The sequence below is a fragment of the Micromonospora sp. NPDC000316 genome (assembly GCF_042898885.1).
In the GTDB taxonomy this organism is placed as follows: domain Bacteria; phylum Actinomycetota; class Actinomycetes; order Mycobacteriales; family Micromonosporaceae; genus Micromonospora.
The window spans coordinates 268,364-280,348 of the sequence record NZ_JBIAZG010000005.1 but is presented as its reverse complement, the minus strand read 5'-3'; the positions used below and the strand labels follow the sequence as shown (position 1 = coordinate 280,348).

At 73.1% G+C, this 11,985-nt stretch carries 12 protein-coding genes and 1 riboswitch; of the genes, 4 read left to right on the top strand and 8 right to left on the bottom strand.

Features of this window, described 5'->3' with window-relative positions; genetic code table 11:
- Positions 1–14: 14 nt before the first annotated feature.
- The 7 genes from ACFY2Q_RS14185 to ACFY2Q_RS14155 form a co-directional block, all read right to left on the bottom strand.
- Entirely contained in the window at positions 15–800 is a 786-nt protein-coding gene (locus tag ACFY2Q_RS14185; RefSeq protein ID WP_387130151.1) for a hypothetical protein, read from the bottom strand.
- Between the two features lie 23 nt (positions 801–823).
- The gene (locus tag ACFY2Q_RS14180) at positions 824–1,705 is read right to left on the bottom strand and encodes a PspA/IM30 family protein (protein WP_387130149.1); all 882 of its coding nucleotides are present in this window, start codon (positions 1,703–1,705) and stop codon (positions 824–826) included.
- 201 nt (positions 1,706–1,906) lie between these two features.
- Positions 1,907–2,365: a helix-turn-helix domain-containing protein gene (locus ACFY2Q_RS14175; protein ID WP_387130148.1), complete on the bottom strand. Its 459-nt coding sequence runs from the start codon at positions 2,363–2,365 to the stop codon at positions 1,907–1,909.
- 152 nt (positions 2,366–2,517) lie between these two features.
- Positions 2,518–3,069, bottom strand: coding sequence for a CinA family protein (locus ACFY2Q_RS14170; protein WP_387130147.1), 552 nt, complete (start codon positions 3,067–3,069; stop codon positions 2,518–2,520).
- Positions 3,070–3,126: 57 nt separating this feature from the next.
- Positions 3,127–3,717, bottom strand: coding sequence for a CDP-diacylglycerol--glycerol-3-phosphate 3-phosphatidyltransferase (pgsA, locus tag ACFY2Q_RS14165; protein ID WP_387130369.1), 591 nt, complete (start codon positions 3,715–3,717; stop codon positions 3,127–3,129).
- A 77-nt stretch (positions 3,718–3,794) separates the two neighbouring features.
- Complete coding sequence (gene rimO / locus ACFY2Q_RS14160; RefSeq protein WP_387130145.1) at positions 3,795–5,294, bottom strand: 30S ribosomal protein S12 methylthiotransferase RimO; 1,500 nt, start codon at positions 5,292–5,294, stop codon at positions 3,795–3,797.
- An 86-nt stretch (positions 5,295–5,380) separates the two neighbouring features.
- Positions 5,381–6,304 (bottom strand): ornithine cyclodeaminase family protein, encoded by a 924-nt coding sequence (locus tag ACFY2Q_RS14155; protein WP_387130366.1) that lies wholly within the window; start codon positions 6,302–6,304, stop codon positions 5,381–5,383.
- Positions 6,305–6,395: 91 nt separating this feature from the next.
- A riboswitch (guanidine-III (ykkC-III) riboswitch) is annotated at positions 6,396–6,462 on the top strand.
- A gap of 59 nt (positions 6,463–6,521) precedes the next feature.
- Here ACFY2Q_RS14155 and ACFY2Q_RS14150 point away from each other — a divergent pair.
- Both ACFY2Q_RS14150 and ACFY2Q_RS14145 read left to right on the top strand, forming a co-directional pair.
- Positions 6,522–6,836, top strand: a complete 315-nt coding sequence (locus ACFY2Q_RS14150; RefSeq protein WP_387130144.1) for a DMT family transporter — start codon at positions 6,522–6,524, stop codon at positions 6,834–6,836.
- A gap of 82 nt (positions 6,837–6,918) precedes the next feature.
- A complete protein-coding gene (locus ACFY2Q_RS14145; RefSeq protein WP_387130142.1) occupies positions 6,919–7,164 on the top strand; it encodes a hypothetical protein in 246 nt (81 codons plus the stop codon).
- A 68-nt stretch (positions 7,165–7,232) separates the two neighbouring features.
- On the opposite strand, the gene ACFY2Q_RS14140 is transcribed toward ACFY2Q_RS14145, so the two are convergent.
- Complete coding sequence (locus ACFY2Q_RS14140) at positions 7,233–9,686, bottom strand: DNA translocase FtsK (RefSeq protein ID WP_387130141.1); 2,454 nt, start codon at positions 9,684–9,686, stop codon at positions 7,233–7,235.
- A gap of 113 nt (positions 9,687–9,799) precedes the next feature.
- On the opposite strand from ACFY2Q_RS14140, the gene ACFY2Q_RS14135 reads away from it, so the two are divergent.
- On the top strand, positions 9,800–10,270 hold the full coding sequence (locus tag ACFY2Q_RS14135) for a YbjN domain-containing protein (RefSeq protein ID WP_387130140.1): 471 nt from the start codon (positions 9,800–9,802) through the stop codon (positions 10,268–10,270).
- A 44-nt stretch (positions 10,271–10,314) separates the two neighbouring features.
- Positions 10,315–11,955, top strand: coding sequence for a YbjN domain-containing protein (locus ACFY2Q_RS14130; protein ID WP_387130364.1), 1,641 nt, complete (start codon positions 10,315–10,317; stop codon positions 11,953–11,955).
- The last annotated feature ends 30 nt before the right edge of the window (positions 11,956–11,985 follow it).

Below are 11,985 nucleotides of genomic sequence, written 5' to 3'. Positions count from 1 at the left end.
CGGGCGGCGTCAGCTCAGAGGGTGGGCGCGCGGAGCGGGCGGTCGACGGCGCGCAGCTCGGCCAGTGCGGAGGCCACACCGTGCAGCAGGTCGGTCGCCTCGGTGAGCCGGTCGGCGGCGGGGTGGGTGGGCTCCGGCCGGGCGTCCTCGGCGAGATAGCCGGCGGCGGCGACCACCAGCCGCTCGTAGGCCGCCACGCCGCTCTCCAGTTGGGCGGTGAGCATGCGGTGCGCCTCGGCGAGCGAGGACCGGGCGTCGGTAGGGGCGAGCCGCAGCGCCCGTTCGACGCTTGCCGTCCGCTCGGCGAGTTCGCGAAGCGACCGGTCGGCGGCGGCGGCCTCCAGGACCGCCGGCTCGGCAAGCCCGCTGAGCCGAGGCGCCATCCCGGCCAGGGTCAGCGAGGCCCTGTCGAGTCGCGCCCACTGTTGCCCGGCGGTGGTGCCGCGCAGGGCGACCCGGTTGCGGACCCGGCGGGCCTCGGCCAGCAGGCCCGAGCCGGCCGGCAGTCGCTCGACGGCGGCCACCAGCCGTGCACGGGACCGGGCGGCGGCCTCGGCCGGATCCAGGGCCGGGGGTGCCGGTTGGGCGGCGAGCGCACGCAGGTCGATCCACCGCCAGGCGGCAAGCGCCACCGCGCTGCCCGCGACGCCGGCCCAGGCCGCGTCCGGCAGACCGAGGCCGGCGTACGGAGTCAGCACCGCGGTGGCACCGCCGAGCCCTCCGGCCACCACGCTCCACCGCCGGGCCGAACGGCGCAGCCGATCCAGCCGACGGAAGTATCGCGTCCGCTCGTCCGCCACCGTGACCTCCTCGGACCGGTCGTTCAGCCGGCGGCTGTCGGGTCGCCGGTGCCCCGCTCGCGGGCCATGCTGGCCCGCAGCTCGTCGAGTCGGGCGGCGGCGCCCGGGTCACCGGCCGGGCTCGCCGAACCGGTCGCCTCGGCCTGGGGTACGGCGGGGCGCTGGCCCGCGCCACCGAGCTGCTCCCCCGCCATGCTGGATCGGATCTGCTCCAGCCGGGCCGAGCCCGCCGAGTCGATTGTCGCCTTCTGGATCTCCAGCATCCGGCCCTCGACCGAGTTGCCGGCCAGCTCGGCGCGGCCCATCGCGTTGGCGTACCGCCGTTCGATGCGGTCCCGCACCTCGTCCAGGGAGGGGGTGTTGGCCGGGGCGGCCAGCGACGACATCGACTCCAGCGAGTGGGCGACCGTCTCCTGCATCTTGGCCTGCTCCAGCTGGCTGAGCAGCTTGGTGCGCTCGGCGAGCTTCTGCTGGAGGATCATCGAGTTGTTCTCCACCGCCCGGCGGGCCTGCGCGGCCGCGCCGAGCGCCTGGTCGTGCAGGGTCTTCAGGTCTTCGGTGGCCTGCTCGGCGGAGACCAACTGGCTGGCGAGGGTCTGCGCGGACTGCTCGAACCGCACCGCCTCGGCCTCGTCGCCCTTGGCGCGGGCCTGGTCGGACAGCACGAGGGCCTGCCGGGCGTTGCCCTGCAACCGCTCGACCTCGGACATCTGCCGGGACAGCTTCATCTCCAGCTGACGCTGGTTGCCGATCACGGCGGCTGCCTGCTGGACCAGTGCCTGGTGCTGCCGCTGGGCATCCTCGATGGCCTGCTGGATCTGCACCTTGGGATCGGCGTGCTCGTCGATCTTGGCGCCGAAGAGCGCCATCAGGTACTTCCAACCCTTGACGAACGGGTTAGCCATCTCCGCGGTATCCCCTCAGTAGCGTCGTTCCGCCACGGTCGGGCCGGATGGACCGACCGACCGCGACCCGGCCGATCTCCATCGTCCCAGTCGGACGCCCGGCAAGGCATCCGTACCGGACGGTCGACGGGCACCGGCGGCTCCTGTCGGCCACCCTACGCGGCCGGCGCCACCTCGCCCATGGTCAAACCGACCGAAGGCTCAGGCGGCGCAGACCACGTCCCGGTCGCGCTCGGTGGGGCGCACCCGCGTGCTGCGCAGCGTGGCTCGCAGCGGCGAGTCCTGCCGGACCGACACGGCGACCTTGCCATCGGAGGTGACCTGGCGTACGGCACGGTTGGCGCCCTTGCCGACGGCCGCCGTCGCGCCGACCGGTGTGGCCTCGGCCGGCTTGTCGGCCATCGGGACCAGCACATCGGGCATCTGCTCGGCGAGCGCCACGGTGTCGCTCACCTCACGGAGCAGCTCGGAAAGGCGGGCACCGAGGGCGTGGCAGATCGCGGCGAGCAGCTCGCTGGACGGCTCCTTGTGCCCGCGTTCAATCTCGGAGAGGTAACCCAGGCTGACGTTGGCGGCGGTGGACACTTCGCGCAATGTGCGCTGTTGCCCCTGCCGGCGCGTCCGCAGTGCGTCACCGATCACTCGGCGTAGCAGGACCATCGCACCTCCCCCTGAGGGATACCTCTCGTCCGGCGTCGGGCGGCCGGTTGCGGCGGACCGCGCCGGCCCCGAGCGTCGGAGCCTTCCCGCAACCGTACCCGGTATGGGCCCGGCCGACATCCCGCCCCGCCTGTCGGTTCGCTCGGAACGCCTCAACGGTGCCCCGCCCCGGCGGTTCCCACACCGTCGCGAGCTGCTTCGTCGGCGGCGTGGATCCGCTCGGCGAGCAGCCGCAACGCCGCGACCACGGCACCGGACCGGACGTGGTCCCGACCGCCGTCCAGGTCGAGCTGGCGGACCTCGCCGCCGTTCGGACCGGCGACCGCGACGTAGACCAGGCCGACCGGCTTGCCGTCCTGCGGCTCCGGACCGGCGACGCCGGTCGTGGCGACCCCCCAGTCCGCGCCGCAGCGCCGCCTTCCGCCTTCCGCGAGCGCGGCCGCCACGTCCGGGTCCACCGGGCCGCGCTCGGCCAGCAACTCGCCCGGTACGCCAGCCAGCGTGGCCTTCATCTCGGTGGCGTAGACGACAAGCCCGCCCCGGTAGATCCCGCTGACACCGGCGATCTCCACGATCGAGGCGGCGAGCAGACCACCGGTGAGCGACTCGACAGTGGCGAGGGTTTCATGCCGCTGCGCCAAACTGTGCACCACGCCCGCCGCGGGACTTCCCGCCGGCTGTTCAGACTCAGAATCCCGCGCCATGAACCCGTCCCTTCCCCACCAGTCCCACCCCAACCCTGCTTCAACGATCGGCGGTGGTCAGCGGCGGTGGCGGAGCCGGAGCGCCTGCGCTATGTAGTCGAAGCCGGTGGCGACTGTCACCAGGACGGCGGCGGCCATGATCCAGGGGCCGACGCCGACGAGGGCGTCCGGCATCGGCCAGAGGTACCAGGCGATGGCCAGGATCTGGAGCGCGGTCTTGACCTTGCCACCCCGGCTGGCGGCGATCACGCCGTGCCGGATCACCCAGAACCGCAGGCCCGTGATGCCCACCTCGCGGACGAGGATCAGCGCCGTCACCCACCAGGGCAGCCTGTCGTACCAGGAGAGCAGCAGCAGGGCCGCGCCGGTGAGCGCCTTGTCGGCGATCGGGTCGGCCACCTTGCCGACCGAGGTGACCAGCCCGAACCGGCGGGCGATCCAGCCGTCCACCAGGTCGGTCGCCGAGGCCACCGCGAAGATCAGGCAGGCGGCCATCTGCCAGCCGGAGTGCGTCATCTCGGACGTGATCACCGACGCGGCGAAGACCGGCACCAGCAGGAGCCGCAGCGCGGTAAGCGCGTTGGCCGCGTTGAGCACGGGAACCTGCGGGACCACACGGGCCGGCGTCGACTCCGTCACCCCGGTCACCGCCTCACCCCGCTCGGATCGCCGTGGCGTCTCCGGCATCGCGCCACCTGGCTCCCCCGCTCCGCTCGGCCCCGCCGTCACCGTGCCGCGCCGGGCGCCGCCGAAATCATCTCATCCGGCACCGCGAGCAGATCCACCCCTTCGGTGCCGGTAACCGTGGCCCGGACCAGGTCACCCGGGCGAAGCGCGGCCAGGTCGACGCCGCCGTCGGCAGGGGCGACAAGTGTGGTGGAACCGTCCACCTCCGGCGCCTGGTGCGCCGCCCGGCCCTCCACCACGCCGTCTTCGATCGAGTCGACGAGCACCTCGACGGTCGAGCCGAGCCGATCCTCGGCCCGCTGCGAGCAGAGCTCGTCGGCGAGCGCGCTGAGCCGGTCGTAACGCCGCTTGATCGTGGCGGCGGACACCTTGCCGGGCAGCCCGGCGGCCTCGGTGCCGTCCTCGTCGCTGTAGTCGAACATGCCGATCGCGTCCAGCCGCGCCTCGGTCAGGAAGCGGACCAGCTCGTCGACGTCGGCCCGCGTCTCGCCGGGGAAGCCGACGATGAAGTTGCTCCGCGCGCCCGCCTCCGGTGCCAGCGCCCGGGCACCTGCCAGCAGCTCCAGGAACCGGTCGGTGGAGCCAAAACGACGCATCCGGCGCAGCACGGGCTCGCTGGAGTGCTGGAACGACAGGTCGAAGTACGGTGCCACACCGGGCGTGCCGGCGATCGCCTCGACCAGCCCAGGCCGCGTCTCGGCCGGCTGGAGGTAGCTCACCCGCACCCGCACGATCCCGGAAACGGCGGCGAGCTGCGGCAGCAGCTTCTCCAGAGCCCGGGGGTCGCCCAGATCCTTGCCGTACGAGGTGGAGTTCTCGCTTACCAGCACCAACTCCCGGACGCCGGTCTTGGCCAGCCACTCCGCCTCGGCGAGCAGTTCGTCGGGCGTACGCGAGACGAACGCCCCACGGAACGCGGGAATGGCGCAGAACGCGCAGCGGCGGTCGCACCCACTCGCCAGCTTCAGCGACGCGACAGGGCCGGTGTCCAGCCGGCGGCGCAGCACCTGACGCAGGTGCGCCGGGGTGTGCTCGTCGGTGTCGACGGCCGTCCGGGTCACGGTGCCGTGCCCGGGCAGCGAGACCCCGCTGTCGCGGCGCTTCACCGGGGTCAGCGGCAGCAGCTCGCGGCGGTCCCGGGGGGTGTGCGAGGTGATCTGCTCACCGGCGACGACGGCGTTCAGCCGAGCGGCGATCTCCGGGTAGTCGTCGAAGCTCAGCACCGCCTGCGCCTCGGGCAGGCTGTCGGCCAACTCCCGGCCGTAACGTTCGGCCATGCAGCCGGCGGCCACCACCTTCGCGCCCGTGCCGGCGGCGGCGAGCAGGGTCTGGATGGAGTCCTGCTTGGCCTTCTCGACGAAGCCGCAGGTGTTGACGACCACAACGTCGGCGCCCTCGCCGTCGGTGGTCACCTGCCAGCCGTCGGCGTGCAGCCGGGCGGCCAACTCCTCCGAGTCGACCTCGTTGCGGGCACAGCCCAGGGTGAGCAGGGCTACACGGCGGCCCTCGGCAGCGGAAGGGGAGGTGGCAGACACCATCCGAGGGTACCGGGCCGACCGGAGAACCCCACGCACGCGGGCCGACCGGCGCCCCCTCTGGCACGCGGCTGCCCGCGTACCGCCGTTCAGCGGGTCGCGGCCCCCACCCGGGTCAGCGCGTCCAGCAGGAAGACCTCGGTGCCGGCCAGGCCCGTGGAGCAGAAGACGGAGACCTGGTCCGCCGAGGTCCGGCCGGGGACCGCGCCAGCCAGGATGCCGCCCAGGTCGCGCAACCGATCGGCGTACGGGGGCTCGGCGGCGAGCATCGGCGGCTGGTAGTCCGCGGCCTGGGCCGGTGAGTCGGTGACAAGCAGGTCGGCGGCGTCCAGCAGGTCGGTGCCGAACTCGCTGCGGTTCCGCTGCTTGAAACCGACAGCGCTGACGTGCGTGCCGGGGCTCAGGTCGACGGCGCGCAGCACCGGGGACACGCTTGTGGTGGCGAGCACCACCACATCCCGCCCACGCACCGCCGCGCCGGGGTCGGCTACCGCGCGGGCCGGCACGCCCAGTTCGGCGCGTACCCGGGCGGCGAAGGCGTCCCGCCGGGCGGCCGAGCGGCTGTGCACCACCACCTCGCGCAGCGGGCGGACGGCGGCGGCGGCCCAGACCTGGGTCCACGCCTGCCGGCCGGAGCCGATCACCCCGAGGGTCGTCGCGTCCGTTCGGGCGAGCGCGTCGACAGCGACGCCACCCAACCCACCGGTACGCCGTGAGCCCAACTCCTCGCCGACAGCGACAGCGCGGACGGCGCCGGTGCTGGCGTCGTGCAGCACCACCAACTGCTCGCCCTGCGGGTGGCCGAACGTGTCGTACGAGCGGAAGCCGTACCACTCGCCGACCAGGTGCCCGGCGGTGAGCACCATCCGCCCTCCGCCGAGCGGGGCGGCGGCCCGGGGTGGGGCGACCAGTCGTCCGTCGTACGCGGCCACAAGTGCGGCGCGCATGGCGTCGACGGTGGTGGTGGCGTCCAGGATGTCGGCGACCTCAGCATCGGCGTAGAGCAGGGGCATGATGGCCATACTGCAAGTTGAAGTGAGGTAGAGGTCAAACGGTCGTGGCGGGAGTCACCGACCAGCCGCCGAGTCCGGTGCTAGCGTCGGCGGTGGTGGCCCCCGTGGCCGCTCCGGACGAGTGGTGGGCGTACCCGGTCAGGCCAAGACGCCCCGCGTGACGTGCAAACCCGACTCGTCCCGGCGCGGCAGCCCCGGGCTCTCCGTGAGGTGAACGATGGCCTGGCTCGTACTGGTGATCTCGGGACTGTTGGAGACGGCCTGGGCGATCGCACTGGACCGCAGCGCCGGTTTCAGCCGACCGGTCCCGACAGTGGTGTTCGGGGTGACACTGGTCCTGAGCATGGGCGGGCTGGCGTACGCGCTGCGGGAGATCCCGGTCGGCACCGGGTACGCGGTCTGGGTCGGCATCGGCGCGGTCGGCACCGCGCTGGTCGGGATGGTGGCGCTCGGCGAGTCGGCGAGCCTGCCCCGGGTTCTCTGCCTGCTGCTTGTGGTCGCCGGCGTGATCGGCCTGAAGATCTACCACTGAAGTGCCGCGCAGGCATGCGTGATCGACTGCCGGAGTGGGTAGTGACCGTTTTGTCACTACAGGCTCTCAACCGGAGGCAGACATGGCCGACATGCCCAGCACCGCCCGCCCGCGCAGCAGCGCCGCCCGGATCGTCACCATCGTGGGCTTCGTCTTCGCGGTGCTCGCCCTCTTACTCAACCCGATCATCTTCGGCGTGCTCGGCGTGATCGCGGGCGTCGTCGGCGCCGTGCTCGGCGACAAGCCGTTGGGCTGGTACGCCGCCGTGGCCAGCGTCGTCGCCGCCGTGATCAGCCTGGTGATCATCGGCGCGCTGATCAACAACTGAGCACCCGACTTCTCGCGGGCCCGCCGGCTGCCGGCGGGCCCGTCGTGTCCACTCCGGTCGATCCGCCGTCAGTCCACGTCGCCGCGCAGGCCGGACAGGACGTCGTCCAGCTCGTCCGGCTTGACCAGCACGTCGCGGGCCTTCGAACCCTCGGACGGCCCGACCACGCCCCGGGTCTCCATCAGGTCCATCAGACGGCCCGCCTTCGCGAAGCCCACCCGCAGCTTGCGCTGGAGCATCGAGGTCGAGCCGAACTGGGAGGTGACCACCAGCTCCACCGCCTGCACCAGCAGGTCGAGGTCGTCGCCGATGTCCTCGTCGATCTTCTTCTTGTTCTCCTGGGCCGGGGCCAGCACGTCCTTGCGGAACTCCGGCTCACGCTGGTCCTTGCAGAACTTCACCACGTCGGCGATCTCGCGCTCGGTGACCCAGGCGCCCTGGATCCGGACCGGCTTCGACGCGCCCATCGGCAGGAAGAGCCCGTCGCCCCGGCCGAGCAGCTTCTCCGCGCCCGGCTGGTCCAGGATGACCCGGGAGTCCGCAAGCGACGAGGTCGCGAACGCCAGCCGGGACGGCACGTTCGCCTTGATCAGACCGGTCACCACGTCGACCGAGGGCCGCTGGGTGGCCAGGACCAGGTGGATGCCGGCCGCCCGGGCCAGCTGGGTGATGCGGACGACCGAATCCTCCACGTCGCGCGGCGCGACCATCATCAGGTCGGCCAGCTCGTCGACGATCACCAGCAGGTACGGGTACGGGCGCATCTCCCGTTCGCTGCCCGGCGGGGCCTTGATCTCGCCGTTGCGGACCTTACGGTTGAAGTCGTCGATGTGCCGGACCCCGTTTGCCGCGAGGTCGTCGTAGCGCATGTCCATCTCGCGGACGACCCAGTCCAGCGAGTCGGCCGCCTTCTTGGCGTTCGTCACGATCGGCGTGACCAGGTGCGGGATGCCCTCGTAGCCGGTCATCTCGACCCGCTTCGGGTCGATCAGCAGCAGCCGCACCTCGTCCGGGGTGGCCCGGGTGAGGATCGACACCAGCAGCGTGTTGAGGCATGACGACTTGCCGGCGCCGGTGGCCCCCGCGATCAGGATGTGCGGCATCTTGGCGAGGTTGGCCACCACGTAGCCGCCCTCGATGTCCTTGCCGAGCGCCACCACCATCGGGTGGTGGTCGCTCGTCGCCGCCCGCGACCGCAGCACGTCACCGAGCGCCACGTTCTCCGGGTCGGTGTTCGGGATCTCCACGCCTACCGCGCTCTTGCCCGGGATGGGGCTGAGGATCCGTACGTCCGGCGACTTCACCGCGTACGCGATGTTGCGGGACAACTGGGTGATCCGCTCCACCTTGACGCCGTGCCCCAGCTCCACCTCGTACCGCGTGACCGTCGGCCCCCGGGTGAAGCCGGTGACCGCCGCGTCCACGTCGAACTGGTCGAACACGCCGGTCAGCGCGGCGATCACCTCGTCGTTGGCCTTGCTGCGGGTCTTCGCGGCGGCACCGGCGCTGAGCATGTTCGCCGGCGGCAGTGTGTAGTCGCCGGCCAGGCCGGTCAGCGCCAACTGTTCGGCCCGGGTCGGCGCGGGCGAGTGCTCCGGTGGCTCGGCCGGCTTGCGGCTGGCCGGCACCTTCGCCGGCGCCTTGCGCGGCAGCACCATCGTCTCCTGGAGGTCGGTGCCCTCCAGGTCGTCGAAGTCGTCCGGGTCCAGCGGCGGGGGCATCCGCTTGGCCGGTCGCTTACGCGCCGGCTTGGCGGCCGGCTCGTCCGCCTCCTCGTCGGTCTCCGGTGCGGCGACCAGAGCACCGGCGAGCAGACCCAACCGCTCGGGAATCTTGTTGATCGGCGTGGCGGTCACCACGAGCAGGCCGAAGAGCAGCAGCAGGATCAGCAGCGGCACCGCCACCCAGGCGGTGACCGCGCGCTCCAGCAGACCACCGACGCCCGCGCCGACCAGACCGCCGGCGAAGTCGCGCTGCACCGGGTCGGTCGGAGCCTGGCCGATCTGAAGCAGCGCGGCGGTCGACACCAGCAGCGAGCCCCAACCGATCAACCCGCGGCCCCGGTGCGCCGGGTCGGCCGGCTGGCGCATCAGCCGCCAGGCCCCGATCATCAGCAGCACCGGCACCACGACGGAGATCGCACCCAGGAACAGCCGGACCGTGTCGGCCAGGCGCGCACCAACGGGGCCCGCTCCGGACAACCAGAGCGCCACGGCGCTGAGCAGAGCCAGCCCGAACAGCAGCAGCCCCGCGCCGTCGCGGCGGTGCTCGGGGTCGAGGTCGCGGGCGGAGGCCGCCTGTCGGCCGGCGGCCCGCATCGCCCAACCGACTCCGTGCGCCACGCCCATCCACAGTGCACCGACGGCGCGACCCACATAGACCGCCGGCCCCGGTCGGGTGGGTGTGACCCGCCGCCGCACCGGAGCCCGGGTCTTCTTCGCCGGTTGACGGGCACGACTGTTGGTGCCACCGCGCGGCGACGCGCCGCGTCGGCGGCTCGCCTGAGGGGTACGGCCCGCCATAGAGTCACGGTAACGGTGGGGCCGGGCAGAACGCCGCTTTTCCGGGTCGTGTCCGCGCGTCGCAACACGAGCCCCGCCGCCGGTCGTGATATCCGCCTCAGAAGGGAAGCCCGATGGCGCCGCCCGGATTCGAGGACGATCCGCTGGCCGGGCACCCCGGCGCGTTGCGCCCGCTGACCGGTGACCTGGTCGCCGCAGTGCTCGCCGCGCGGGGCCGGCCGGTCGGTCGAGCCGTCAATGGCGACCTGGTGGGCCGCTTCGACGACAACCTCATCTGGTTTCTGCGCCTCGGCGCGGACGGCGAGTTGTTGCAGGTCCGCACCATGGTCGCGGCCACCTTCGGCATCGAGCAGGTGCCCTCCCTGTACGCCTTCTGCAACTCGTGGAATCACGACCGGCTCTGGCCCAAGGCGTTCGTGCACGTCGACGACGGCGGTCGGGCCCAGATCTGCGGCGAGGTCATCACCGACCTGGAGCGCGGAGTGACCCCGCACCAGCTCGACCAACTGCTCCACTGCGGCATCACTGCCGGTTGCCAGCTCGCCATGGCGGTCGGCCGGCTGCCCGGCGCGGTGACGGCGTGACCGGGCGGGACGAGACCACCGGCAGCCGCACCGAACGGGCCGGCGTGCCGGCCACCGGTGACCGGGCTGCGGCCCGACGCGTTCCGGCGCTTGTGGCCGCGCTCGTCGACGCCCGGGACCTGCCCGACGGCCCGGCCCGGCTGGTCGCCCTGGAACGGGTCGCCGAGCGGGCCGACGCCGCCGGGGACGTCCGGTCCGCGGTGGACGCCCGGATCGCGCTCATCGAGGCGTACCTGCTGCACGGCGAGCGGTGGCGGCTTGTCGAGCCGGTACGGCGCTGCCTGGCCGCCACCGACCACCGGCCCGGGCTGCTCACCGACGCGGAGACGGCGCTGCTGCTGCGCTACCAGCGGTACGCGGTGGAGGCGCTGCTCGGCACCCCGCGGGTCGGGCTGGACCAGACCCGGGCGCTCCTCGACGACCTGGCGCTGCGGGTGGGAGCGGACGGCCCCGACGCGTCCACAGTCGCCGAGCTGCGCTGCCGGATCGCCGACCACCTCGGCGACGAGCCCACCGCCCGGCACTTCTACAGGGGGTGGGCCGGCACCCGCCCCGGGCCGGCCGGCGGCTGCGCGGGCTGCGCCCTGGCCCGGCGCGCCGAGTTGCTCACCGGCTGGGGTGAGTGGCACGCGGCGCTTGCCGAGCTGCGCCAGCCCACCGACGGCTCGGACGGCTGCACCGACCAGCCCGAGCGGTCGCTTGTCGCCGGGCTGCTGCCCGAGCTCCGGGCCGGCGATCCGATGCGGGCCGCGGCGGCGCACGTGCGGGCGTACCGGAGGCACCGGCGCGAACGCGCCGCGTTCCCGCACCTCGCCACTCACCTACGGTTCTGCGCGCTCGGCGGCCACCTCGAACGCGGCCTGGCCATCCTGGCCGAGCAACTGCCCCGGCTGGACCAACCCACCGACGACCACGCGGCGATGGAGTTCGCCGCCGCCGGAGCGCTGCTCTGCGGGCTGGCCGAGGCCGCCGGCCTCGGTGGACGGACGTTGCACCGCCCGGCGTACGGCGACCGCCCGGCCGCCGAGCTGGACGTGAACGCCCTCGGCGCGCTGCTGCTCGGCAAGGCCGGCGAGCTGGCGGGCAGCTTCGACGCCCGCAACGGCACCGGTCACCACTCCGGACGGATGGCTGCCTGGCTGGCCGAACGCCCGGCCACCACGTCGACGCCACTGCCCGTCGAGAACCACAACGACGAGGACGACACCGACGACGGAATCGACGACACCGGCACCGATCTGCCCGCCGACGAGCCCGAGCGCGACGCGCACCCCGAGCGGGAGCTGATGGCGTTCACCCTCGACATGATCACCGCGGCGCTTGACGAGCGCGGCGACCGCTACCTGGTGGACGAGAACGGCACCGTTGTCGGGCGGTGGGGTGCGGCGATGATCCAGTTCCGCCGGGCCGGCGAACGCGGCGAGGTGCTGCACACCCGGGCGATGGCCGCCCGCCAACTACCGGCCTCGCGGCGCGCCGAGGCGTACGCCTTCTGCAACGCCTGGAACCACGACCGCCTGCTGCCCAAGGCATACGCGCACGACCTCGGCGAGGAGATCGTGCTGGCCGGGGACGTGGCCACCGACCTGACGCACGGGGTGGCCCCGGCGCAGATCCAAGTCCTTGTGGACGCCGCCATCGCCACCGGTGTGGCGTACGCCGAGGCCGTCGCCGCGCTGCCCTGACGCGCGAGTGGGCCCGACGGTTGCGGGCAC

What these genes read in the sequence shown, in the direction of transcription:
- ACFY2Q_RS14175 (WP_387130148.1), bottom strand. Translation starts at nt 2,365, where the DNA reads ATGGTCCTGCTACGCCGAGTGATCGGTGACGCACTGCGGACGCGCCGG.
- ACFY2Q_RS14155 (WP_387130366.1), bottom strand. Translation starts at nt 6,304, where the DNA reads ATGCCCCTGCTCTACGCCGATGCTGAGGTCGCCGACATCCTGGACGCC.
- ACFY2Q_RS14145 (WP_387130142.1), top strand. Translation starts at nt 6,919, where the DNA reads ATGGCCGACATGCCCAGCACCGCCCGCCCGCGCAGCAGCGCCGCCCGG.
- ACFY2Q_RS14135 (WP_387130140.1), top strand. Translation starts at nt 9,800, where the DNA reads ATGGCGCCGCCCGGATTCGAGGACGATCCGCTGGCCGGGCACCCCGGC.
- ACFY2Q_RS14140 (WP_387130141.1), bottom strand. Translation starts at nt 9,686, where the DNA reads ATGGCGGGCCGTACCCCTCAGGCGAGCCGCCGACGCGGCGCGTCGCCG.
- ACFY2Q_RS14170 (WP_387130147.1), bottom strand. Translation starts at nt 3,069, where the DNA reads ATGGCGCGGGATTCTGAGTCTGAACAGCCGGCGGGAAGTCCCGCGGCG.
- ACFY2Q_RS14150 (WP_387130144.1), top strand. Translation starts at nt 6,522, where the DNA reads ATGGCCTGGCTCGTACTGGTGATCTCGGGACTGTTGGAGACGGCCTGG.
- rimO (WP_387130145.1), bottom strand. Translation starts at nt 5,294, where the DNA reads ATGGTGTCTGCCACCTCCCCTTCCGCTGCCGAGGGCCGCCGTGTAGCC.
- ACFY2Q_RS14180 (WP_387130149.1), bottom strand. Translation starts at nt 1,705, where the DNA reads ATGGCTAACCCGTTCGTCAAGGGTTGGAAGTACCTGATGGCGCTCTTC.